This window comes from Streptomyces sp. NPDC056361 (assembly GCF_042262805.1).
In the GTDB taxonomy this organism is placed as follows: Bacteria; Actinomycetota; Actinomycetes; order Streptomycetales; family Streptomycetaceae; genus Streptomyces.
Genome location: NZ_JBHJQI010000045.1, coordinates 19,669 through 42,564, shown reverse-complemented (window position 1 = coordinate 42,564; position 22,896 = coordinate 19,669). Strand labels below are relative to the sequence as shown.

Here is a 22,896-nt window from a genome sequence, read left to right as displayed (position 1 = left end):
CGCAGTTCGCCGCACGGTGCGGCGCACCCCACCCGGGGCGCCGCACCCGGTCCGGTGCACCCCACCCGGGGCGCCGCACCCGGTCCGGTGCACCCCACCCGGGGGCGCCGCACCCGGTCCGGTGCACCCCACCCGGGGGCGCCGCACCCGGTCCGGTGCACCCCACCCGGGGGCGCCGCACCCGGTCCGGCGCACCCACTTGGGGCTGCACCCCGCCCCCGACATCCCGCACCCGTGTTCCCCCGGAGGAATCCCCGCATGACCGTCACCGAGAAGTCCGCCCCCGCCCGGCAGGTCCAGCCGGCCGAGGAGCGGTACGCCGCAGAGCTCGCCTTCCTCGCCGCGCAGGACCCCGGCCCGCGCCCGCCCGGCTGGGCCCTGACGCCGCGCGCGGTGGTCACCTTCGTCTGCGGGAGCGACGGCGTGGAACTGGCACTGCCCGGGCGCCGGGCGGGCCTGCCGTCGAAGCTGGGGATCGCGCCCAAGTTCGTCGGCGAACGCGCGCTGGTCGAGCGCTGCGTGGTCACCCTGGCCGGAGAGCGCGGACTGCTGCTGACCGGTGAGCCCGGCACCGCCAAGTCGATGCTGTCGGAGCTGCTCGCGGCCGCCGTGAGCGGGACCAGCGCACTGACCGTGCAGGGCACCGCGGGCACGACCGAGGACGCCTTCCGCTACGGCTGGAACTACGCCCTGCTGCTCGCCCAGGGACCCACGCCGCAGGCCCTGGTCGACTCGCCCGTGCTCGCCGCCATGCGCACCGGACGGGTGGTCAGGGTGGAGGAGATCACCCGCTGCCTGCCCGAGGTGCAGGACGCCCTGGTGTCCATCCTCTCCGACCGCAGGATCACCGTGCCGGAACTGACCGCGACCGAGGACGCGGTGGTCGGCGCGGCACCCGGCTTCACCGTCATCGCCACCGCCAACCTGCGCGACCGGGGCGTCTCCGAGATGTCCGCCGCGCTGAAGCGCCGGTTCAACTTCGAGACGGTGGACCCGATCGCGGACGCCGACGCCGAGGCCGTCCTGATCCGCCGCCAGGCCGTCGCGGCGGTGCAGCGGGCGGGCGCGGCCTTCGGCGTCGACGACGCCGTCCTCGACGCCCTCGTCACCGTCTTCCGCGACCTGCGCTCCGGGCGTTCCACCGAGGGCTGGGACGTCGAGCGGCCGGGCACGGTCATGTCCACGGCCGAGGCCGTACAGGTGGCCGCGTCGCTCGGGGTCGCCGCCGCCTACCTGCCCGGCGGGGACGTACTCGACCTGCTGCCCGGCCATCTCCTCGGCGTCGTCCGCAAGGACGACCCGGCCGACCACGCCCGCCTCCTCGGGTACTGGGACGGCCCCGTGCGCCGCCGGGCCGAGAACGGCTCCGCGATGTGGCGTCGGCTCTGGGACCTGCGCGGGAGCCTGCGTTGACGATCCTCGACCCGCGGTCGGCCGTCGACGCGCTCGCCGCGTCGCGCGCCCCGTACCTCCTCGGGGTGCGCCACCACAGCCCCGCGCTCGCCGCGGTGGTGCCCGCACTCCTCGACGCCGCGCGGGCCCAGGTGGTCTGCGTGGAACTGCCGGCCGACTTCCGGCCCTGGCTGGAACACCTGGCCGACCCCGAGACCGTCGCCCCCGTCGCCCTGGCCGGCGCCGGCGACGGCGGACGCCTCGCCTTCTACCCCTTCGCCGACTTCTCCCCGGAGCTCGCCGCCGTGAGATGGGCCCGGGACAACGGGGCGGAGGTCGTGTGCTGCGACCTTCCCCTGTCCGACCCCGGATGGTCCCTGTCCGGCACGGGACCGGCCACCGAACCGGCCAACGGACCGGGCGGGGAGGACGATCCGGCCGACCGGACGGCCGACCGGACGGTCGACCGGGCAGCCGACCGGGTGGACGAACCGACGGACGAACCGGCGGACGAACCGGCGGACGAACCGGCGGACGAACCGGCGGACGAACCGGCGGACGACGAGGCGGAGGAACACGCCGGGACGGGGCGCCGCACCTTCGCCGGCGCGCTCGCCGCCGCCGGTACCGGCCGCGCCGGTGACGACATGTGGGACCGCGCCGTGGAGGTGCTGGCACCCGGCTGCTCGCCGGAGGCCGTGCGTCGCGCGGCCCTGGGCGTCGGCTGGGCCCTGCGTGCCGATGCCGCCGTGCCCGCGACCGACCTCGCGCGCGAGGCCCGGATGCGGCAGGTCGTGGCGGCGGCCGGCGCCGACGGGCGCCGGGTCGCCGCCGTGATCGGCGCCTTCCACGCGCCCGCACTGCTCGCGGCGGCGGCGGCCACAGCCCCGGACACGACCGCGGCCCCGGACACGACCACGGTCACGGACACCGGCACGAGGGCGGACGCGGAGCCGGGGGCGCAGACCGGAGCGGCCTGCCCGACCGGGGTGGCCGACGACACGTCCGGCGCGGTCGCGGACGGCTCCCGGGCGACGCGCCGCGGCCGGGCCCCGGCGGCACCGGAGGCGGCGGTGACCTCGTTCGTCCCGTACTCCTTCGACCTGCTCGACTCCCGGTCCGGGTATCCCGCCGGAATCCGGGACCCGCTGTGGCAGCAGGCCGTGCTGACGGCGGCGGGGGACCCGGACAGGATCCGGGAGGCGGCGGCCGCCGCGGTGACCGGGCTGTGCAGGGAGCTGCGCCGCGCCGGCCACACCGCGGGGACCGGAGAGGCGGCCGAGACGCTGCGACTGGCCTGCGACCTGGCGGCGTTGCGCGGGCTGCCCGCGCCGGGACGCGGGGAGCTGCTCGAAGCGGTGACCACCGTGATGGGGCAGGGCGAACCCCTCGGCCGGGGCCGGGCGCTGGCCCGCGCCCTGGAGGCCGTGTTCGTCGGCACCGCACGCGGACGGATCAGCCCGCACGCGCCGCGCTCGGGCCTCGGCCCCTCCGTGGAGGACGAGCTCACCGCGCTGCGGCTGCCGCGCCCGGACGAGCCGGAACCCCGCGAGGTGCGCCTCGACCCGCTCCGCTCCGCGCTGGACGGCCGCCGCGAAGTGCTGCTGCAGCGCCTGCTCGTCATCGGTGCCTCGTACGGGGAACCCGTCGCGGTGGCGACCACCGGCGACGGCACCGCGCTCGGCACCAAGTGGCGCCTGACGTGGACGCCGTCCGTACCCGCGCGGCTCGACCTCGCGGGCGTACGCGGAGTCACGGCGGCCCAGGCCGCCGCCGGCACGCTCGCGGAGACCGCCCGCCGCGAGGCCGCCGACGGCGGACCCACCCCCGCCCAGATCCTGACCGGACTGACCGCCGCGGCCCGCTGCGACCTGCCCGAGCTGGTCGACGCGAGGCTGCGCGAGGCGTCCGCCGTCCTGCCCGACACCGCCGACCTGCCCGAACTCCTCGCGGCCCTCGACCTCTTGGAAGGCATCCGCCGCGGCCACTACCCCGGCACCCAGGACGACGCCCGCACCTTCGCCGGCACACTCACCGGCGAGCTCCTCGAGGCCGCCGTCCGGTCCCTCCCCGGCCTCGCCGGCAGCGACACCCCGGCGGACGCCGGGGCCCTCGTCGCCCTCGCGGACCGGACGGCCGCCCGCCACCTGGGCCTCCGGCTCGACCAGGCCCTCGCCGCCCTCGCCGCCGACGCGTCGCCGTTGATGCAGGGCGCCGCCCTCGCCGTACGCGTCATGCTCGACCTCGATCCGGCCGGCGGGCTCGGCGAGCGCACGGCGGGCTGGATCGACGGGGCGACCACCCCCGACACCCGACGCGCCCTGACGAAGCGCCTCGCCGGCCTCCTCACCGCCGCCGGCCCGCTGCTCCAGGCCTCCCCGGAGGCACTCACCCCCCTCCTCGACCGCGTGGACGACCTCGCCGACCAGGACTTCCTCGACCGGCTCCCCGCCCTGCGCGGAGGATTCGACGCCCTCGCCCCCGCAGCCCGCGACCGCCTCCTCGCCACGGTCACCGACCGCCTCGGCGACCGCCTCGACCTCTCCCTGGACGCCCCGCCCGAACTGCTCGCCCTGTGGACCGCGGCCGACGCCGCCGGCCTCGCGGCACTGAAGGCCCTGTCCCTGAACGGCCCGGACGCCTTCGGCACGCCGGACGGCGCGCTCGACGCCCGCGCGTCCACCACCGGCGGGGCGGAGGCCGCCGCGCCCTCCGAGGCGACGGACCCCGCCGCCCGGACGGCCACGACTCCGGCCACGACTCCGGCCACAGGCCCGGCTGCCGCTACGGCCACCGGAGCCGCCGCCCCTGCGGCCACCGGCGCCGCCCCTGCGGCATCCGGCCCCGCTGCCTCGACGGCCACGGCCACGGCCCCGTCGGGACAGGTGTCACCCACGGCTCCGTCGGGACAGGTGCCCACGGTCCCGGTCGGGTCGCCCGACCGGCGCCTCGGGCCCGCCGACCGGTGGCGGCTGCTCCTGGGCCGGCACAAGGACCGGCTCGGCGCCGACGCGCGCCGGTACGCCCGGGCCCTGGACGAGCTGTACGGCAGCGGGCGCGGTGAGGGTGCCGACGACGCGGACGGCGGCGGATCCGGGCAGGCCGGGGGACAGGACGCGTCCTTCCCCACGGCACGCGAGTGGTCGCAGGAGCTGGAGGCCCTCTTCGGGGCGGAAGTGCGCGAGGAGGTGCTCGCGGAGGCGGCCGACGCGGGGCGTTCCGACGTGCTCACGCAGCTGGACCCGGCGGCGGTCCGTCCGTCGGTGGAGCTGCTGCGGTCGGTGCTGTCCCTGGCCGGAGGCATGCCCGAGGCGCAACTGGCCCGGCTGAGGCCGCTGGTGAAGAGGCTCGTCGACGAGCTCGCCCGGGAGCTGGCCACCCGGCTGCGCCCGGCGCTCTCCGGACTGGCCACCCCGCGCCCCACCCGCCGCCCGGGCGGTCGCCTGGACCTCGCCCGTACGCTGCGCGCCAACCTCGTCCACAGCCGGCGCGCGGACGACGGCCGGGTCGTGGTCGTCCCGGAGCGGCCGGTGTTCAGCACGCGGGCGAGCAGGGAGGCGGACTGGCGGCTGATCCTGGTGGTCGACGTCTCCGGCTCGATGGAGGCGTCGGTGATCTGGTCGGCGCTGACCGCCGCCGTCCTGGGCGGTGTCCCGACGCTGTCCACGCACTTCCTGGCGTTCTCCACGCAGGTGGTGGACCTCACCGACCGGGTCGAGGACCCCCTCTCCCTCCTCCTGGAGGTCCGGGTCGGCGGCGGCACGCACATCGCGGCGGGTCTCGCCCACGCCCGGTCGCTGATCACCGTCCCCAGCCGCACCCTCGTCGTCGTGGTCAGCGACTTCGAGGAGGGCGCACCGCTCGCCGGACTCCTCGGGGAGGTGAGGGCGCTCGCCTCGTCCGGCGCCCACCTCCTCGGTTGCGCCGCGCTCGACGACTCCGGCGCGCCCCGCTACTCGGTGCCCGTGGCGCGCCGGCTCGTCGCCGCCGGCATGCCGGTCGCCGCCCTCAGCCCGCTCGCCCTCGCCCGCTGGGTGGGCGACCGCCTCCGTGGAGAACCCCGTTGACCCCCGAAGACCTGCCGCCCGTCGCCCCCGACGTCCTCGTCGAAGCGGTGGAGCAACTCACCGCCCGGCTGCGCAAGAAGCTCGACGCCGCCATCGCCTCCTGCGCCGAGCACGCCATCCCTGCCGCCGACGGCACCGTCACCGTCCCCTTCGGCGAGGACGCGCACGTCACCCTCCGCCCCGGCCCGTCCGGTGCCGTCACCCGTGCCGAACAGGCCGTCTGCACCTGCCTGCTGGCCCCCCGCTGCCTCCACAGGGCGGCCGTGCTCGGTGCGGCGCCGATCGCGGACGCGGAGCCGCCCGCACCCGTGGAGGCGGCGGCGGACGGAGGCCCGGAGCCGACCGCCGACGCCGACGGGCGGCCGCCGGAGTCCGCGGACGGCGCCGCGCCCGACGCACGGTCCGGCGCCGCGCCCGCCACGCCGTCCGCAGCCGTGCCCGCGACCCGCTCCGGGGCTGTGCCCGCCACGCCGTCCGGCGGCGTCTCGGCGACGCCCGACGGGAGTGCTTCCGGGCCGGCCGGCGTCCACTCCGCCTCGGCGGCGGAAGCCGAGCCACCCACCTCGCCCCTGCTCACCGCCGCGCAGGTACGGGCGGCGACCGGGCTGTGGACGGCGGCGGCCGAGGCGCTGGCCGCCGGGGTCACGGCCGGTGGGGCGGTGGTCCAGGCCGAGTTGCTGCGCGCGGCCCACACCGCGCGGCTGGCCGGACTGCCCCGTGGCGAGGCCGCCGCGCTGAGGGTCGTACGGGGCCTCCGTGCCGCGCGGCAGCGGGGCGAGGGGCAGCGGCTCGGCGATCTCGCGGCCGCGTTCCGCGAGTTGCTGGCGGGGGCGGCCCTCGCGGCCTCCGGGGTGGTGGGCCCCGGGGTGGTCGGCACCACGCGCCGGACGTACGAACGGGGCGGCAGCCTGCGGGTGTCGGGTCTGTGCCGCGAGCCGGTGCTGTCCGCGACGGGGTACGGAGGCGTGGCCACCCACGTCATGGGTCAGGACGGCTCCTGCTACACGGTGTCCGACGTGCGCCCGGGCGGTCTGGCCCGCGCGAGGGGTGCGGGCACCGCGTCCGTGGCGCTCGGCGGGGCGGTCCTCGACCACGCCGGGCTCGCGCGCGGAGGTCTGCGGATCGTGGGCGCGACCGTCTCCCCGGACGGGCGGCTCGGCGCGGGCCGGGGGGTCAGCGCGACGCCGCTGCGGGGGGCGGAGTGGTCGGAGGAGCCCGCGGCGGCGCTGTTCGCCCGCCCGCTCCACGAGGCGGTGTCCGCCGCGCTGGAGGGCTTCGCGCAGGAGGAAGGGGATCGTGAGGCCGGGCTCATCGGCTGCGACGTGGAGGTGCTCGGCGCGGCGGGGGAGTACCTGGTGGCCCGCGTCGCCGGCGACGGACCCTTGCTGCGGCTCCGCGCGGCCCACCCGCACCCGGAGCTCCCGCACGCCGCGAACCTGCGCAGGATCGCCCGGCACCCGGGGCTCGCCCTCCGGGTCCTGGGCCGCCCCGACCCGGACCGGGCCGCGACGCTCCGCGCGCTCGCGGTCGGCCCCGTGCCGGGAGCCCCGTACACGCTGAGGCTGCCCGAGGAGTGGCTGGGCCGGGCCGACCTGGGGTACGACCGGCTCCAGGGCAGCCACTTCCCGCGCGAGGCGCCGGAGCCCGCACCGCTCGGTCCGGTGGCCGCCGGCCCGGACCCGCTGGCGGACGCGCCCTTGTGGCGGGTCCGCCGTCTCCTGGAGACCGGCGTCGCGGGCGGGCGGCGGGCGCTCGCCGAGGCGGGCCGGGGCGCGGACGCGGCGGGACTGCTCGTGCCCCTGCGCCGCGCGGGTCTCGGCGGAGCCGCGCACCTGGCGGCGGCCCTCACCGCGGAAGCGGACCGCAGACCCCGCGACTCCTTCGGTCGCCTCACCGACGCCTCGCCCGACGGCTATGCCCGTGCCTGGCTCGCCTCGGCCGTCCATCTGGCCGCGGCCGAACGCGCGTTGGTGCTGGCGTCCTGGTCCTGACGCCGGCCGGCGAGGTGCCCGCCGCCCGGCGCGCCTCAGCCGGAGCCGCCGCCCTTCCGGGCGCGGAACGCGGCCGCCTTCGTGCGGTTCTGGCAGGCCGTCGAGCAGAACTGGCGGGCGGCGTTGCGGGAGGTGTCGACGTAGACGCGGTCGCAGCGGTCGGCGTGGCAGACGCCGAGGCGCCCGGCGAGGCTGCCGCCCACGGCGAGGGCGAGGGCGGTGGCGCAGCCGGCGCTGTGTCCGGCGGCGAAGGAGTCGTCGGGGCCGTGGAAGTGCAGCTGCCAGGTGGTGCCGCCGCCGTCCCGGCCCGGGTCCGGGGCGCGGTCGAGCCGGGGGCGGGCGCCGCTGTCCTGGAGGAGGCCGTTGACGGTGGTGGCGGCGACGTCGAGTTCGCCGTCGTGCATGGCCTGGAAGACCCGGCGCATGGCGCGGGCGGTGGCGGCCAGGTACTCCGCCTGGGGGGCGTCGATGGTGCGCGGCAGCGAGCCCTCGGTGTCCGACACGGCGTCCTCGACGGCGCGGGGGAGGTCGGCGCCGCGGGGCACGGCGTAGGGGCGGCCGCGTGCCTCTCCGTCGGTCAGGGTGTTCACGAGCGATACGGCGTGTTCCAGCAGTACCGCGACGTGACTGTCGAACATCACTTGACCAGTCACTCCCTCGATGGTTAGCGTTCGTGACTGACATTACTCGATTCGACAGTCACGCGAAGGGGTGGTGGCATGCCGCGGACCGTATGGCTCCTGGTGGCGGCACGCGCGGTCAACCGGCTGGGCGCCTTCTCGCTGCCCTTCCTGACCGTCCTGATCAGCACCGAGTTCGGGGCGGGCGTCACCACCGCGGGCCTGCTCTCGGCGGGCTTCGGGCTCGCGACGATCCCCTCGCGACTGGCCGGCGGCCGCCTCGCGCGCGGCATCGGGCGACGTCGCACGATCGTGCTCGGCCTCACCGGATGCGCGGTCGCGCAACTGGGCATCGCGGCGGCCGGATCACTGCTCGCGGTGGCGGTCTTCGCCGTCCTGCTCGGCCTCGTCTTCGAGCTGTACGAGCCGCCGAGCCAGGCGCTGATCGCGGACGCGGTCGGCCCCACCGAACGGGTCCGCGCCTACAGCCTGTTCAACGCCGCCCTCGCGGCGGGCGGCACCGGAGCGGGCCTGATCGCGGCCGCCCTGGGACGCTGGGACCTCCGCTGGCTCTTCGTCGTCGACGCGGCCACCTGCCTGCTGTCCGCGCTGATCCTCCGCATCGCCCTGCCCGCCGACCACGCCGGGCCCGCCGACCATGCCGGTCCTGCCGACCGGGCCGAACAGACCGGTCCCGCCGACCACTCCGGCCCCGCCGACCCCGCCGACCACTCCGGCCACGCCGGGCCCGCCGACCGAACCGACCGCGCAGCGCCCGTCGACCGCGTCGACCGCGCCGAGCCCGTACGGCCCTGGCGGGACAGGGCGCTGAGGGCCGTGTTCCTGTCGGGGACCCTGTTCGCGCTCGTCACCACGACGATCGCGATGGGGTTGCCGCTGACGCTCGCGCGGCGCGGCCTCGAACCCGCCGACGCGGGGCTGCTGTTCACCGCGTCGGCGGTGACGGTGGTCGCCGCGCAGCCGGCCCTGCGGCTGCGCCGCCTCGCGTCGCTGTCCGACTCGGGGGCCATCGCGATCGGCCACGTGCTGCTCGCGGCCGGCCTGGCGGGGTACGCGGTCGCGTCGACCCTGCCGACGTTCCTGGCGGCCACGGTGCTGTGGAGCCTGGGTGACGTGCTCGTCCTCGGGCGGGTCCTGACCGTCGTGGCGGACCTGGCGCCGCGCGGCGGCGCGGACGGCTATCTGGCCGCGTACGGCATCAGCTGGGGCATCGCCACGGTCGCGGCGCCGGTCACCTCCACCCAGCTGCTCGCGCACGTCGGGGTGGGGGCGCTGTGGACCGGCGCCGCGGTCCTGTGCCTGGCACTGGCGGCCGCGCAGCCGCTCGTGGTCGGGCCGCTCGTCAGTGCCCCTCGGCGCCGATCGACGGAGCGGGGTCGAGGTCGAGCGGGCGCAGGAAGCGACGCTCGTAGCGCTTGATGCAGCGGGTGGTGCGGGCCAGTTCGAAGGCCGCCTGGCACTCCGCGTCGGTGGCGCTGGCCTTCCGGTAGACCTCGTACTCGGCGAGGCCGGGGAAGGAGAACAGGGCGTAGGCGATGTCGCTGTCGCCCTCGCTCGGCAGGAAGTAGCCGTGGTGGATGCCGCCGAAGCGGTTGACGAGGACGACCCAGCGGCGGCCGTACTCCTCGAAGTCGTCCAGCTTGTCGGGGTCGATCTCGTACTTCAGGTGAACGGTGATCATGCCTCCAGTGTCGCCGACCCGCGCCGGGTATCCACCGGGGATCCGCCGGGGGCCGTCCTCCTCACCCGCGGTCGGCCGCCTCGGTCCGCACCGGCCTGCGGAGCAGGTAGATGGCGGCGGTGGCGACGAGGAGCAGCATGCAGGCGGTGAAGACCAGACCCGCCCGTTCGAGGCCGAGGGGATCGGAGAGGAGGCCGACGCCGATCACCGGGATGGAGATGCCGGTGTACGCGACGAGGAAGAGGGTGGAGATCACCGCCGCGCGGCGGTCCGGCGGCGCGGCGCCCGCCACGGCGGAGAGCGCGGCGCGGAAGGAGAGGCCCTGTCCGGCGCCACCGACGACGGCGGCCAGGACCACGAGCGCGAGGAGCTCGGTGGCGAGTGCGCCGGCGAGGAAGGCCAGGCCGGCGAAGAGGACGGCGCAGCCCAGCGGGAGGGAGCGGGCCACTCCGACGCGTCCGACGGCGAGTTGTCCCGCGGTGGACGCGAAGAAGGCGAGTGCGACGATCAGGCCGCTCACGGCGTGGTCGTCCACGTGGAGGTAGCGGGCGAGGAACGCGGGGCTGACCGAGGTGAACACCCCGAACAGGGCGAAGCCCGCGAACGCGGCGATGGCCGCCGGCACGAACACGGGGCGGACCCGTGCGGGCAGCGCCGGCTTCTGCGGCCGTACGGCGGTCAGGGGCCGGAGCTCCCGCACGGTCTCCGGCAGCCACAGCAGGACGACGGCCGACACGGCGACCAGGGCGAGGTGGACGGCGAACGGCAGCAGCAGGGGCTCGGGGGCGTACTCGGCGAGCACTCCGGCGAGCAGGGGGCCGCAGCCGAGGCCGCCCATGTTGGCGGCCGTCGCCACCAGTGTCGCCCGGGACGCGCCGCCCGGCGGGGCCAGGTCCATGACGTACGCGGTGGCGGCGCCGGTGAACAAGCCGGCCGACAGGCCCGACAGGAGCCGGCCCGCGTACAGCCAGCCGAGGCCCTGCGCGCACAGGAAGCAGACGGCGCTCACCGCCGCGAAACCGAGGCCCCACAGCAGCGTCGGCCGTCTGCCGATCGTGTCCGACGCGTTGCCCGCGAGGAGCAGCACCCCGATGACCCCGAAGGCGTACACCGCGTACACGACGGTCACGGTCAGCTCGGAGAAGCCGAACTCCTCCTGGTACAGGGGATACAGCGGCGTCGGCAGCGTCGTGCCGGTCATCCCCACCACGAACACGGCCCCGGCGAGCAGACACCGGAGCCACCCTTGACGATCACCGACCATGCCGCCGACCGTAACCCCGCCGACGGCTCCGGGCGTGGTGACGCGACCCCGCGATCGGGTTCATCGGAGTCCGGGGCCCGCTCAGTGGCCCAGGGACCGCTTCAGCTCCGCCTTGTTCATCGAGGAGCGGCCGTGCAGGTCGCGGCGCTGCGCCTCGGCGTAGAGCCGGTCGTACGTCGAGCCCTGCGCGCCGCTCTGCGAGCGCTTCCCTCCGCGGCGCGAGGAGGACATGTCCTGGATCGAGCTCTTGCTCGCGGTCTTCGACTCGCCCGTCCGGGCCCGTTCCTCGTTCACGGTGCGTGCCGCGATCTCCGCGGCGCGCTCCTCGCTCTCGCCGCGGTCCAGACGCTCTCCTTGATGTGCTCGTACCGGCGCTCGCGCTTGGCGTTCGATCCGTGGGGCATGGTCCTCTCCTCTCCGGTCCGGCCGCCGAGAACCGCTGGCTGCGCGCCCGGCACGCCCGGCGCCGCCTCCTCGACCTCGCCACCGGGGTGCTCGCGGCCCAGATGCGGCTGCCGCCCGCCGAGGCGTCGGAGTACCCGGAGTCACTGGCCGGGGCGACCGGTCTGTCCGTCGAGGACATCGCGGCGGACATCGTGAACGCGGTGGCCGGGGACGGCGGACCCTTCGACACCGGCCTCCCCAGACCGGCGGCCGCGTCGGGGAGCGCCTCGCCGAGCATCGGTGTCTGCGTCGGAGAGCGCCTCGCCGAGCACTGGTGGCTGCGTCGCGCCGCAGCGGCGGCGGAGACCGCCGAAATCGCGGGCGAGGCGGCGCGGACCCTGCTGGACGACGGGCTCTCCTCGCTCGGCGCGGACAGCCTCTGGCTGTGGCGGCACACCGGCCCGGGCTGCCTGCGCCTCGCGGGACACGCGGGCGTGGGCGCCGCCGAGGCCGTGGCCTGGCAGTGGATCCCCCCAGCTGCACCGGAACCCTTCCGGACCGTCCTCGCCGACAGCGCGCCCGTCCGGCTGGAGGAGGGACCGGACGACGGAGTGCTGCTGCCGGGCCCCGCCGCGGACGCGGCCCGCGCGCTGCTGCCGCTGAGCCGGCGCGACAGGACCGTCGGGGTCGCGCTGGTCGGCCGGCCGGGCCCGGCGACCCTCGACGGGGCGGCGCGGCGGGCCGTCGCCGGACTCCTGGAGGTCGCGGGCACCGTACTCGACGGCGACGACCCCGGCCTGCCGCCCGTGCCCGTGCCCGTACTCGTCGACGTCCTCGACTCCCTGGCGCATCCGGCGGCACTCCTCTGTACGCGCGGCGCGGCCGGGGCGGCGTCCCTGGAGCACCTCGACGACGACGTGGTCACCGCGCTCGGGGGCGCTGCCCCCGCGTACGGCTCCTCCCTCACCCGCGCCTTCCCCGTGGTCCACGCCGAACTCGCCCGGCTGACCCGGCGGGCCCTCGCTCGCCACCACGCGCGTCCAGCGGGCCGCGCGACTGCCCGTGGCACCCCGCGCGGGGGCAACCCCGCCGCGGTGCTGTGGCGCACCGCGGGGTCCCGCTTCACCCCTCCGCTGTAGGGCGGTCGTGATCCCCGGGCCTGGGGATCACGACCACCTCGAACCAGACCGCCTTCCCCCCGGCCGCGCGGGAGCCAGCCCCACGCGGCCGAGAGCCGCTCCAGGAGGTACAGCCCGTGCCCCGAGGAGCGGCCCGTCCGGTGCGGGCCGTGCGGCCGGGGCCGTACCGGGCCCGTGTCGCCGACCCGGACCCACAGCCGTTTGTCGGTCCGGTCCAGACACAGCTCGTACGGGACGCCGCCGTGGGCGAACGCGTTAGTGACGACCTCGGAGACCAGCAGCAGGGTGTCGTCGACGGCGACCCGACCGGTCGCGCCCGCCTTCCCGAACCACTCGCTCAGCGCACGCCGGGTGTGCTCACGGCACTCCCGCATCGCCCCGTCCCCTTCCGCCGGCTCGAAGCGGCGAGTCCGGGAGGTCGCGGGCCGTACCTGCCGATGGGCCATGGGCTGCGCCCTTCCTCGGCCCGCGGGCCGCTACGCGGACGACCGTCGATCACGCAGGGCGACGCCGGCGTCCTCGTACACCCGGAAGATCTGGGACGCCCCGCCCTCCCGCACTCGTTTCTTCCCGGCCCTGAGTACGCCCCGTGGCGCCCGTCCGGCGGCCGGGATGTATCGAATCCAGCCCTGCCGGGAAAGGTGCGAAAAGGGTGAAAAGGTCTAAAGGTGCGAGGGAGGGTCGCGAGGTCATGCGGGACGAAGAGCAGGCGGAGCAGGACGCCGGACCGGGGTCCGACCGCTTCGGTGTCTCCGTCCGGTCCGTGCCGGAGGCGGACACCGTCGTCCTGGTCCTCGTGGGCGAACTCGACCGTGACACCGTCCGGCCGCTGGGGGAGGCGGTGGAGGGGTGCCCGCCGACCGGCAGGATCCTCGTCGACTGCTCCGGCCTGGGGTTCTGCGACTCGTCCGGGCTGAACGCGCTGCCCGAAGGCGGCCACGGAAGCGGCGGACGTCATGGCGCGGAGCGCTGAGGTTCCCCCGGGTCAGGTGCGCCGACTGGTGCTGAACGGGACCCGGGGCGTGGTGGCCCGCTGCCGGGACTTCACCGCCGAGGCGCTCGCCGACTGGGGATGGATCCCGCCGGAGGACGAGGAGGCGGGGCGCCGGGTGGAGGACGTCCTGCTCATGGTGTCGGAGGTCGTCACGAACGCCTGCCTGCACGCCGGCGGCCCGGAGGAGCTGGTCCTTCGCCACGGGCACGGACGGCTCCGGGTCGAGGTGGCCGACGCCAGCCCCGAGCATCCGCGCGCCCAGGTGCCCCGGTCGCCCGGGCTTCCCGGCGGGCACGGTCTCATGGTGCTCGACCGGCTCGCCGGTGACTGGGGCACCGAGGACAAGGGGCCGGGACACGTGGGCAAAGTGGTGTGGCTGGAGGTCACTCGTCCGTCCCGGCCTCCGTGGCACCGTCCTGGAGCAGGCCCTTCTTGAGCTCGCCGAGGATTCGGGTGAGCAGGCGCGAGACGTGCATCTGGGAGAGGCCGACCCGGCGGCCTCTCTCCGCCTGCGTGAGTTCCCCTCCGAAGCGCAGTTCGAGAATGCGCCGGTTGCGGTTGCGGTTGCGGTTGCGGTTGCGGTTGCGGTCGTGGTCGTCGAGGCGGGCGAGCAGCGGTCGCAGCGGTCGCAGCGACGTCAGCGACTCGATCAGCCCGTAGGGCAGCTCGGAGTCGGCCAGGTGCCGTGCGCTCGTTCCGGACGTCGCGTCGTCGTCGCCCGCCGGCGCGTCCAGGGAGCGGGCGGCGTAGCCGTGGGCCGCGAGCCGGCCCTCCGCGACCTCCGCCTCCGTCACGTGCAGCCGTGCCGCCGGTTCCGCCCGGCCGGGGGGCGGCGCCCCAGCACCTGCTCCAGGCCGCCGGCCGCCTTCGCGAGGTCGATCCGCAACTCCTGGAGCCGGCGGGGCACCCGGACGGCCCGGCTGGTGTCGCGGAAGAAGCGCTTCATCTCGCCGGCGATCGTCGGGAGCGCGAACGAGGCGAAAGTCGACCGCGCGGTCGGGGTCGAACCGGTCGATCGCCTTGACCAGGCCGATCGTGCCCACCTGGACGATGCCCTCGGTCGGCTCGGCGCGGTTCCTGAACCTGCGGGCCGCGAACATCACCAGGCTGAGGCTGAGCTCCACCAGCGTGTTGCGCACGTACGCGTACTCCGGCGTCCCCTCCTGGAGCGCCCGCAGGTGTACGAAGAGGGCGACGGACAGCGTCCGCGCGTCGCCCGTGGAGAATCTGCTCGGACGGACCGGTTAGGGGAGCCCGCCCAGCGCCGCGTGGCGCGTCGCCGCCCCTGCGCCGCCCACGGGTTCCAGGGCGCGGTCGGGAGAGGTGGCGGAGTGCGTTCCTGCGGCGGGCATGAAGGCTCTTTCGACGGTGGCGGTGGGCCTGCGCCGCTGCGTCAGAAGGGGCGGCGGGGTCCGTCGGTCGAGCGTCTGAGCGAATGATGCCCGTTATCGCGCGATTCGGCACGGTCTCGCGGGGAACCCGCAGAGGTGCGACGCTTGTCGCGTCGGCCCACGATGCCGGGACCTCGCCGAGGAACCCGGGATCGGGAGGAGGTGTCCGCGATGGACGACGCCCGACTCTCGGCGCGAGAGCAACGCGTTCTGGCGGAGATCGAGGAACAGCTCGACCGCGACGAGCCGCTCGCCCGCCACCTGCGCACGATGCGACGCGGCCCCCGGCTGCGCCTGCCCTCGCTGTCCGGTAACCGCCACCGACTCCCCGCCCTCGGCGTCACCGCCCTCGGAACCCTCACGCTCGCCCTGCTCGTCCTCGCCGTCGCCACCGAGACCCCCGTGCTGATCTGGCTGTTCGCGGCCTCGTGGGTGCTGACCCTGGTCGCCCTCCTCGGCCTCCTCGTCCGCTGGTCGCGCCGCCGGGCGGCGGGATCCCGCCGGACCGAGTGAGACATCCCGCCGGATCGAGTCGAGCCGAGCCGCCGATCCGGCACCTCGAACACCTGCTGCGCGCCCAGGACTTGGTCCTGGGCGCGCACCAGGTGCTCGTTCGAGTGCGGATCCGACTCGCCAGCGGCACCAACGGCCGCTGCCGCTCCGCATCAGGAAGCCGAGCAGCCACAGCACGAGCACGGCGACGGCGACGGCGACGTACCACCCTGTCCGCCAGCCCCTTCACCTCCGTCCCGGCCGCACTGGAAGAATCCTCCGGCTGACCGTCGGCGACCCGGCCCGCGCGCGCCCGTGCCGCCGGACCGGCCCGTCTGCCTCCCACGGATCCGGCCCAGGGGCCGGCAGGAGTGACTGCGGGCGACTGCACGAGGGACCCGAGGGCCCGGTGCGCACCGCCGCACGAGGCAGGGGCCGGCGTTTCACCGCCGGCCCACCGGGCACCGCATCCCGCACAGCGGCGGTACCTGCAGTCGAGGAGGTCGGCTGGCGCGCGGGGAGGTGGCCGAGCTCGGGGTGCGGGTCGAGGTGCGGGGCGCGGCCGTGCTGCTGACAGGGCCGTGCCGACCGCGGACCGCCGTGACGAGATCGTGCGGATCGCGGTCGCGGAGCTGGACGGCATTCCGGTCCGGCACGACCTGCTGGAGGGCGACAGCGTGATCCTGCCGGTGGACGGGGAAGGTAGGCGTCGCGGGTGCGAAGGGTTTCTGCGGCGGGTTCGCCGGCCGCAGCGCCGGGGAGTTCGGCGAGCGCGAGACGGAGGAGTTCGTCCGCACCGCGCGGCGGGGTGCCGAGGGTCCGCACCGGGCGCCGACCGGTCTGTCGGCCGGTGACTGCAAGGCGAGGATCGCCCTCACCCGCTTCGCGCCGGTGCCCGACACGCCGGCGGGGGAACCGGTGGAGATCCCCCTGTTCCTGGGGAGCCATCTCCTCGCGGAGGTGATCGACGAGGTCGGCGCCGATCTCGCGGTGCACGGCCACGCCCACCTGGGCGTCGAGCACGGCATGGCGGCGGACGGGATTCGCGTGCGCAACGTTGACCAGACCGTCATCGGCCGGGCGTTCGCGCTGTGCCACCTGCCGATGGGCCGCCCGGGCGGGCGTCGCGAGGAGCCGCGGGGGGCCGCGGTCCGGGCGCCCGCCTGAGCCGTGCGTTTGCGGAGGGTCAGCTCACCGCCTGCTTCACGAGGGCGCCGATGCGCTTCTCGACGTCGGGGGTGACCTCGGTGAGGGCGAAGCCGGCGGCCCACATGGTGCCGTCGTCGAGTTTGGCCTGGTCGCTGAAGCCGAGGGTGGCGTAGCGGGCCTTGAACTTCTCGGCGCTCTGGAAGAAGCAGACGACCTTGCCGTCGAGGGCGTAGGAGGGCATGCCGTACCAGAGCTTGGGTGCGAGGACGGGGGCGTGGGTGGTGACGACGGCGTGGACGCGCTCGGCGAGGACGCGGTCGGAGTCCTGCATTTCGGCGATCTTGGCGAGTACGTCGCGTTCGGCCTCGGCGGCCTTGTCGGCGCGGGAGCTGCGGCGGGCGGCCGTCTTCTGCTCCTTGGCGTGGTCCTTCATCGCGGCCCGCTCCTCGGCCGAGAAGCCCTCGTACGTGCCGCTTTCGGTCTTGCCCATGGCGGAGTGCCCCCTTGAGGGTTGTGGCGAACGGGATCTTGAGACGGGACTGTAGCCCGGGGGATCGTCGTTTCACCGTCATAACGCGCTGGTTCCACCATAGTTGTCGTATCTCCTGCCGAATCCTTCCGGTTGCGTTCGTCAGCCCTCCAGGTGGTGGTGGACGCGGCGGAGGAGGGCGGCCAGTTGGAGGCGTTCGTCCGCGCTGAGAGGGGTGAGGACGTCGTCGTCGGTCGCCGCGATCTCCGCGCCGAGTTCGGCGAGGGAGGCCCGGCCGGCGGGGGTGAGGTGGACCACGACGCGGCGCCGGTCGGAGGGGTCGTTTCCGCAGTCGACGTGGCCGAGGCGGACGAGGTCGTTGACGATCTTCACGAGGTCGCTGGCGTTGATGTCGAGCCGGGTGGCGAGGAGCGTCTTCATCTGCGGGCCGAGGTCGTCGAGCAGGGCCATGACGGTGAGGTGCCAGAGGCGTAACCCGTGGGCGGCGAGCGTGTCGGTGAGTCTGCGGCGCGCGGCCTTGCCGACGGCGGCCATCAGGTAGGCGTTGAGGTCGAGGACGCTCGGCGGTGTCGCCCGTGCCGCTCCCGGTGTCTGTACCGCTCCCGCCGTCTGTACGGCGCCCGGTGTCCGTGCCGCTCCCGGAGTCTGGGCTTCTTCCGGAGTCTGGGCTTCTTCCGGTGTCCGTGTCGCTTCCGGGGCCCGTGGCCCTTTCGCGGTCCGAGTCCCTTCCGCGTTCCGTGTCACTTCCGGCGTCCGGACCGCTTCCGGGGGCCGGACCGGGGCGAGCGCGAGGTCGGCCGCGGCGAGCGATCTGAAGACCTGTGCCCAGTCGGTCGGCACGTTCGAGATGCCGACGAGGGTGAAGCGGTTGCCCGCCGGGTCGTGCGCCGTACCCGCGATCACCGGCTGTTCCATCAACTCTTCCTTGGGGTCCGGCCGGTGCGTCGGAGACACCCCGGCGACGTGCCCCGGGACCGTCCGGGGCACGTCGGGGTTCAGGCGGCCGTCCGCAGCTCAAGGGTGCAGCACTTGACGCTGCCGCCGGCCTTGAGGAGCTCCGAGAGGTCCACGCCGACGGGGCGGAAGCCCCGCTCGCGCAACTGCTCGGTCAGTGCCGTGGCGTTGTGGGGCAGGACCACGTTCAGTCCGTCGGACGTGGCGTTGAGGCCGAAGACGGCCGCGTCCTGCTCGGTGGCGATGACGGCGTCGGGGAACAGCCGCCGCAGCACGGCGAGGCTGCCCGGGGAGAACGCCGCCGGGTAGTAGGCGATCGTCGTCTCGTCGAGCACCGTCAGCGCGGTGTCCAGGTGGTAGTAGTTCGGGTCGACGAGCGTCAGGCCGATGACGGGACGCCCGAAGAACTCCTGGGCCTCGTCGTGCGAACGCGGGTCGCTGCGGAACCCGGTGCCCGCGAGCAGCCACTCGCCGGCCAGCAGGTAGTCGCCCTCGCCCTCGTTGACGACCCCGGCGGTCCTGAGGTCGGGGAAGCCGTGGTCGCGCAGCCAGTCGTGGTAGGCGGGGCCTTCGGCGATGCGTTCGGCGTCGCGGAAGCGCGCCACCAGGGCGCGCCCGTCGACGACCGTGGCGCCGTTGGCGGCGAAGACCATGTCGGGGAGGCCGGGGAGGGGTTCGATCGTGTCGACGGTGTGGCCGAGGCTCAGGTAGACCTCGCGCAGCTTCTCCCACTGGGTGATGGCCAGCGGGGTGTCGACGGGCTTCGCCGGGTCCATCCAGGGGTTGATGGAGTAGACCACGTCGAAGTGGGTGGGCCGGCACATGAGGTAGTGCCTGGGCCGTGCGGTACGCATGGTGAGGGTCCTCGGGGTCAGGGGCGTCCGGTGAGGTAGCCGCCCATGGACGTGAAGTACTCGGCGGCGGGGAGTTCGCGTCCGTCCTCGGTCCGGACGCGGGTGAGGGCCAGGCCGTGGTTGCGGCCGGTGCGGGCGTCGGGGCCGGCGACGATCACGACGCCGTCGCCCTCGCGGTAGAACACGCGGCCGGGGGTGCCTCCGTAACGGCCCGTCGAGACGACGGCGGAGAGCACTTCGAGGCGCTTGCCCCGGTGGTGGGTGAAGGCGGGCGGATACGGCGCCGACTGGGCGCGGACCAGGCGTTCCAGGACGTCGGCCGGCCAGTTCCAGTCGATGAGGACGTCCTCTTCGGCGCGCTTGTGGAAGAAGCTGGCCTGCGAGCGGTCCTGCGGGGTGAAGTCGGTCCGCCCGGAGGCGATCAGGTCGAGGGCGCCGATGGTGACGGGGGCGATGAGGTCGACCGTCTTGTGGAAGAGGTCGGTCGCCGTGTCGGTGGGTCCGACGGCGACCGCGCGCTGCTGGACGATGTCGCCGGCGTCGAGCACCTCGTCCATCATGTGGGCCGTCACGCCCACTTCGGGCTCGCCGTTGATCAGGGCCCAGATCAGCGGGGAGAACCCGGCGTACTTGGGCAGCAGCGAGTCGTGGACGTTGAGCGTGCCGTGGCGGGGCAGGGTGTAGATCCTCGGCGGGATCCACGTACGCCAGTTGTTGGCCACGATGATGTCCGGATCGGCCTCCTTGAGGAGGGCGAACAGCTCCTCGTCGTCGGGCCGGTTGCGGATGACGACGGGGACGCCGTGCTCCGCGGCCAGGTCGGCGACGGAGTCGCTCCAGATCTTCTCGTAGGCATGCTCGCTCCTGGGATGCGTCACGACCGTGACGACGTCGTGTTCGGAGTCCAGGAGCGCTTGGAGGGTGCGGTGGCCCCAGGTCTGATAGCCGAACATGACGACCCGCATGGGCTTCCTCCTCGGAAGGGGCGTGGGAACGGCGCCAAGTAAAGCAAGGCTTACCTAACATGGCAACTAGCCCTGATTTAAAGGGTGTTCAAGCCGTCCGGCCGGAACTCGACCTCTGCGACCCGGTCGACAGCTCCCGCCAGATGAGGTTAGCTTTACCTAAGTTCGGGCCCGGCCGCCTTTCGGTGCGCCCGACGTCCCGTTCCCACCCACGCCCTCCACACGGCTCGCACGATGGGAGTGACATGTCGCAGGTTCTTCCTGGTGACACACCTCTGGTCCACGACCTCATTGGCATCGGCTTCGGGCCGTCCAATGTGGCCATGGCGTTGGCGCTCAGCGAGCACAACGCCCGCGTCGGCAGGGAGGAGGCGGTCACCGCCCACTTCTTCGAGCGGCAGGCCCGCTTCGGCTGGCACCGCGGCATGCTGATCGACGACGCCACCATGCAGGTGTCCTTCCTCAAGGACCTGGTGACGCTGCGGAACCCCGCCAGCGAGTACAGCTTCCTCTGCTACCTGCAGAGCAAGGGCCGGCTCATCGACTTCGTCAACCACAAGAACCTGTTCCCGCTCCGCGTGGAGTTCCACGACTACTTCGAGTGGGCCGCCGCGAAGGTCGACGACATGGTCTCCTACGGCCACGAGATCATCGCCGTCCGCCCCGTCGTCCAGGACGACGTCGTGGAGTACCTGGAGGTCACCGCCCGCTCGGGCGCCGAACTCGTCGTCCACCGCGCCCGGAACCTCGTCCTCGGCACCGGACTGCGCCCCCGCCTGCCCGAAGGCATCGAACGGAGCGACCGCGTCTGGCACAACTCCGACCTGCTCGCCAAGGTGGACACCCTGGAGGGCACCGACCCCGAGCGGTTCGTCGTCGTGGGCGCCGGACAGAGCGCCGCCGAGAACGTGGCCTACCTGCACCGCCGCTTCCCCGGCGCCGAGATCTGCGCCGTCTTCTCCCGCTACGGCTACAGCCCCGCCGACGACAGCAGCTTCGCCAACCGCATCTTCGACCCGGACGCGGTCGACGAGTACTTCACGGCACCCGACGACATCAAGCGCAAACTGATGGACTACCACGGGAACACCAACTACTCCGTGGTGGACATCGACCTCATCGACGACCTCTACCGGCAGTCGTACCAGGAGAAGGTCCTCGGCACCGAGCGCCTCCGCTTCCTCAACATCTCCCGGCTCACCGGCGTCGAGGACGGCCCCGACCGCGTCCGCGCCACCGTCACCTCCCTGGTCAGCGGCGAGGAGACCGTGCTCGACGCCGACGTGGTCGTCCTCGCCACCGGATACAGCCCCGCCGACCCCGTGGCCCTCCTCGGCGACGTCGCCGACCGCTGCCGGCGCGACGCGCAGGGCCGCCTCCTCGTCGAGCGCGACTACCGCCTCGCCACCGAACCCCGCCTGCGCTGCGGCATCTACCTCCAGGGCGGCACCGAGCACACCCACGGCATCACGTCCTCGCTGCTCTCCAACACCGCGGTCAGGGTCGGCGAGATCCTCGACTCGGTCCTCGACCACCGCCCGGCCCCGGCTTCCGCCGCGCCGACCACGGCTCCGGCCACGACTCCGGCTCCGGCTCCGGTCCCGGTCCCGGTCCCGGTCCCGGTCCCGGTCTCGCTCTCGGCATCAGCCTCCGCCTTCGCCGATGCCTCTGCGTCCGCCACCGACTCCGACGACGTTCGCTCCGTCGCCGACGAGGTCGGCACCGCCCGCTAGCGGTACTTCGGGCGCCCCATGCCCGCGCGCCCGCCGGCACCAACGCCCGAGCGCCACCCGAGAGCGCCGCCCAAGAGCGCCACCCCCGAGCACCACCCCCCACGCCACACCGTCATGCCCCACCGGGCGGCTTCGCCATGCCCCGGTCGGCCTGGCACGCACCGAGAATCCCCGTGAAAGGAACGTCCGTGTCCACTGGTACACGTCCCGCACTGGCGAGGTTCGCCAGATCCGGCCCCCGGCTGGCCGTCGTCGCGGTCGCGGCGCTCACCCTCGCCGCCTGCGGTGGCGGAACGGAGAAGAACGACCCGTCCACACCGACCACGGCACCCGCGCCGGCCGACGGGGCGGGCAATGCCGCCGTGTTCCCGGTCACCGTCACGCACAAGTACGGCAGCACGACGATCGACAAGGAGCCGAAGACGATCGTCACGCTCGGGCTCTCCGACCAGGACGCCGTGCTCGCGCTGGGCGTCAAGCCGGTCGGCGCGGTCGACTGGTTCAAGGAGCAGCCGTACGGCAAGTGGCCGTGGACGAAGGACAAGTGGGGTGCCGCGAAGCCGGAGATCGTCGGCGAGCGCGACGAGTACAACATCGAGAAGATCGCGGCGCTGAAGCCGGACCTCGTCATCGCCCAGTACTCGGGGATGAAGAAGGAGCAGTACGACACCCTCTCCAAGTTCACCAAGGTCGTCGCCCAGCCGAAGGACCACCCCGACTACGGCGCGCCCTGGCAGGTCATGACCCGGCAGATCGGCAAGGCCCTCGGCAAGGACGCCGAGACCGAGAAGCTGATCACGGACATCGGCGCCCGCTTCAAGGCCGTCCGGGACAAGCACCCCGAGTTCAGCGGGAAGACCCTGGCCGTCGCCGACAGCTTCGAGGCCGGCAAGTACTCCGCGTTCACCGCCACGGACCCCAAGGCCATCTTCTTCACCGAACTCGGCTTCACGCTGAAGCCGGAGATCGACGAGCTCGCCAAGCCCGGGTGGAACGCCGCCGAACTCGGCGCGGAGAAGCTGAACGTCCTGGACGTCGACCGTCTCGTCTGGGTCACCTCCAGCACCGAGGCCAACGACCGCATCAAGGCCGAGCCGCTCTACAAGAAGCTCAAGGTCCACCAGGGCAAGCGCGACCTCTTCGTGCCCTACCAGGACCCGGACATCGGCGCCGCGTTCTCCTTCAACACCGTCCTGTCGATCCCGTACGCCATCGACGAGATCGAGCCGCTGCTCGCGGCCGTCAAGTGACGACCGGTCCCGTGGGGCGGCAGACGCGCCCCACGGGCCCCCCACACCGACGCACCACCAGGGAA

Annotated in this window: 19 protein-coding genes and 5 pseudogenes; 11 read left to right on the top strand and 13 right to left on the bottom strand. The window is 74.5% G+C overall.

Features of this window, described 5'->3' with window-relative positions; translation table 11 throughout:
• Positions 1-258: 258 nt before the first annotated feature.
• From ACFCY7_RS17065 to ACFCY7_RS17055, 3 genes are read left to right on the top strand one after another with little or no spacing between them, the layout of a single operon-like run.
• On the top strand, positions 259-1,413 hold the full coding sequence (locus ACFCY7_RS17065; protein ID WP_376485664.1) for an AAA family ATPase: 1,155 nt from the start codon (positions 259-261) through the stop codon (positions 1,411-1,413).
• Positions 1,410-5,459: a DUF5682 family protein gene (locus ACFCY7_RS17060; protein ID WP_376485662.1), complete on the top strand. Its 4,050-nt coding sequence runs from the start codon at positions 1,410-1,412 to the stop codon at positions 5,457-5,459. Before ACFCY7_RS17065 ends, ACFCY7_RS17060 begins: the two co-directional genes overlap by 4 nt.
• Positions 5,456-7,450 (top strand): hypothetical protein, encoded by a 1,995-nt coding sequence (locus ACFCY7_RS17055; protein ID WP_376485659.1) that lies wholly within the window; start codon positions 5,456-5,458, stop codon positions 7,448-7,450. The genes ACFCY7_RS17060 and ACFCY7_RS17055 overlap by 4 nt, the downstream gene beginning before the upstream one ends.
• A 35-nt stretch (positions 7,451-7,485) precedes the next feature.
• On the opposite strand, the gene ACFCY7_RS17050 is transcribed toward ACFCY7_RS17055, so the two are convergent.
• Positions 7,486-8,088, bottom strand: coding sequence for a CGNR zinc finger domain-containing protein (locus ACFCY7_RS17050; RefSeq protein ID WP_376485657.1), 603 nt, complete (start codon positions 8,086-8,088; stop codon positions 7,486-7,488).
• Between the two features lie 81 nt (positions 8,089-8,169).
• Here ACFCY7_RS17050 and ACFCY7_RS17045 point away from each other — a divergent pair, with 81 nt between their 5' ends.
• A complete protein-coding gene (locus tag ACFCY7_RS17045; protein WP_376485654.1) occupies positions 8,170-9,510 on the top strand; it encodes an MFS transporter in 1,341 nt (446 codons plus the stop codon).
• On the opposite strand, the gene ACFCY7_RS17040 is transcribed toward ACFCY7_RS17045, so the two are convergent.
• The 3 genes and pseudogenes from ACFCY7_RS17040 to ACFCY7_RS17030 all read right to left on the bottom strand — a co-directional run bounded on the left by ACFCY7_RS17040 (position 9,434) and on the right by ACFCY7_RS17030 (position 11,440).
• Complete coding sequence (locus ACFCY7_RS17040; RefSeq protein WP_376485651.1) at positions 9,434-9,772, bottom strand: NIPSNAP family protein; 339 nt, start codon at positions 9,770-9,772, stop codon at positions 9,434-9,436. The genes ACFCY7_RS17045 and ACFCY7_RS17040 overlap by 77 nt on opposite strands.
• Before the next feature lie 61 nt (positions 9,773-9,833).
• Positions 9,834-11,036: an MFS transporter gene (locus ACFCY7_RS17035; RefSeq protein WP_376485649.1), complete on the bottom strand. Its 1,203-nt coding sequence runs from the start codon at positions 11,034-11,036 to the stop codon at positions 9,834-9,836.
• A gap of 81 nt (positions 11,037-11,117) precedes the next feature.
• A pseudogene (locus ACFCY7_RS17030) lies at positions 11,118-11,440 on the bottom strand (plasmid stabilization protein).
• Between ACFCY7_RS17030 and ACFCY7_RS17025 the strand changes: the two are divergent.
• Positions 11,432-12,559 carry an ANTAR domain-containing protein gene (locus ACFCY7_RS17025; protein WP_376485647.1) on the top strand — a complete coding sequence of 376 codons (1,128 nt, stop codon included), beginning with the start codon at positions 11,432-11,434 and terminating at the stop codon, positions 12,557-12,559. The pseudogene ACFCY7_RS17030 and the gene ACFCY7_RS17025 sit on opposite strands and share 9 nt — an antisense overlap.
• A gap of 143 nt (positions 12,560-12,702) precedes the next feature.
• Here ACFCY7_RS17025 and ACFCY7_RS17020 read toward each other — a convergent pair.
• Positions 12,703-12,933 (bottom strand): annotated as a pseudogene (locus tag ACFCY7_RS17020) (ATP-binding protein); the annotation flags it as partial.
• Positions 12,934-13,250: 317 nt separating this feature from the next.
• Between ACFCY7_RS17020 and ACFCY7_RS17015 the strand changes: the two are divergent.
• Positions 13,251-13,532 (top strand): STAS domain-containing protein, encoded by a 282-nt coding sequence (locus ACFCY7_RS17015; RefSeq protein ID WP_376485644.1) that lies wholly within the window; start codon positions 13,251-13,253, stop codon positions 13,530-13,532.
• Between the two features lie 28 nt (positions 13,533-13,560).
• Entirely contained in the window at positions 13,561-13,989 is a 429-nt protein-coding gene (locus tag ACFCY7_RS17010) for an ATP-binding protein (RefSeq protein ID WP_376485641.1), read from the top strand.
• Here ACFCY7_RS17010 and ACFCY7_RS17005 read toward each other — a convergent pair.
• The 3 genes and pseudogenes from ACFCY7_RS17005 to ACFCY7_RS16995 all read right to left on the bottom strand — a co-directional run.
• Entirely contained in the window at positions 13,937-14,347 is a 411-nt protein-coding gene (locus tag ACFCY7_RS17005; RefSeq protein WP_376485688.1) for a sigma factor-like helix-turn-helix DNA-binding protein, read from the bottom strand. The two genes, ACFCY7_RS17010 and ACFCY7_RS17005, sit on opposite strands and share 53 nt — an antisense overlap.
• Complete coding sequence (locus ACFCY7_RS17000) at positions 14,344-14,499, bottom strand: hypothetical protein (protein WP_376485689.1); 156 nt, start codon at positions 14,497-14,499, stop codon at positions 14,344-14,346. The genes ACFCY7_RS17005 and ACFCY7_RS17000 overlap by 4 nt, the downstream gene beginning before the upstream one ends.
• Positions 14,500-14,590: 91 nt before the next feature.
• A pseudogene (locus ACFCY7_RS16995) lies at positions 14,591-14,653 on the bottom strand (hypothetical protein); the annotation flags it as partial.
• 462 nt (positions 14,654-15,115) lie between these two features.
• On the opposite strand from ACFCY7_RS16995, the gene ACFCY7_RS16990 reads away from it, so the two are divergent.
• A complete protein-coding gene (locus ACFCY7_RS16990) occupies positions 15,116-15,457 on the top strand; it encodes a DUF3040 domain-containing protein (protein WP_376485638.1) in 342 nt (113 codons plus the stop codon).
• A gap of 120 nt (positions 15,458-15,577) precedes the next feature.
• Here the strand turns inward: ACFCY7_RS16990 and ACFCY7_RS16985 are convergent.
• Positions 15,578-15,652 (bottom strand): annotated as a pseudogene (locus ACFCY7_RS16985) (hydrophobic protein); the annotation flags it as partial.
• 480 nt (positions 15,653-16,132) lie between these two features.
• On the opposite strand from ACFCY7_RS16985, the pseudogene ACFCY7_RS16980 reads away from it, so the two are divergent.
• Positions 16,133-16,603, top strand: a pseudogene (locus ACFCY7_RS16980) (metallophosphoesterase); the annotation flags it as partial.
• A 19-nt stretch (positions 16,604-16,622) separates the two neighbouring features.
• Here the strand turns inward: ACFCY7_RS16980 and ACFCY7_RS16975 are convergent.
• The 4 genes from ACFCY7_RS16975 to ACFCY7_RS16960 all read right to left on the bottom strand — a co-directional run bounded on the left by ACFCY7_RS16975 (position 16,623) and on the right by ACFCY7_RS16960 (position 19,848).
• Positions 16,623-17,075 (bottom strand): iron chaperone, encoded by a 453-nt coding sequence (locus ACFCY7_RS16975; protein WP_376485636.1) that lies wholly within the window; start codon positions 17,073-17,075, stop codon positions 16,623-16,625.
• Between the two features lie 141 nt (positions 17,076-17,216).
• Positions 17,217-17,990, bottom strand: coding sequence for a winged helix DNA-binding protein (locus ACFCY7_RS16970; protein WP_376485634.1), 774 nt, complete (start codon positions 17,988-17,990; stop codon positions 17,217-17,219).
• Between the two features lie 80 nt (positions 17,991-18,070).
• Positions 18,071-18,883, bottom strand: a complete 813-nt coding sequence (ddaH, locus tag ACFCY7_RS16965; protein WP_376485631.1) for a dimethylargininase — start codon at positions 18,881-18,883, stop codon at positions 18,071-18,073.
• Between the two features lie 17 nt (positions 18,884-18,900).
• Positions 18,901-19,848 (bottom strand): methionyl-tRNA formyltransferase, encoded by a 948-nt coding sequence (locus ACFCY7_RS16960; RefSeq protein ID WP_376485628.1) that lies wholly within the window; start codon positions 19,846-19,848, stop codon positions 18,901-18,903.
• Between the two features lie 245 nt (positions 19,849-20,093).
• Here ACFCY7_RS16960 and ACFCY7_RS16955 point away from each other — a divergent pair, with 245 nt between their 5' ends.
• Together ACFCY7_RS16955 and ACFCY7_RS16950 are read left to right on the top strand one after the other, a co-directional pair.
• Entirely contained in the window at positions 20,094-21,581 is a 1,488-nt protein-coding gene (locus ACFCY7_RS16955; RefSeq protein ID WP_376485626.1) for a lysine N(6)-hydroxylase/L-ornithine N(5)-oxygenase family protein, read from the top strand.
• A 188-nt stretch (positions 21,582-21,769) separates the two neighbouring features.
• A complete protein-coding gene (locus ACFCY7_RS16950; protein WP_376485623.1) occupies positions 21,770-22,831 on the top strand; it encodes an iron-siderophore ABC transporter substrate-binding protein in 1,062 nt (353 codons plus the stop codon).
• The last annotated feature ends 65 nt before the right edge of the window (positions 22,832-22,896 follow it).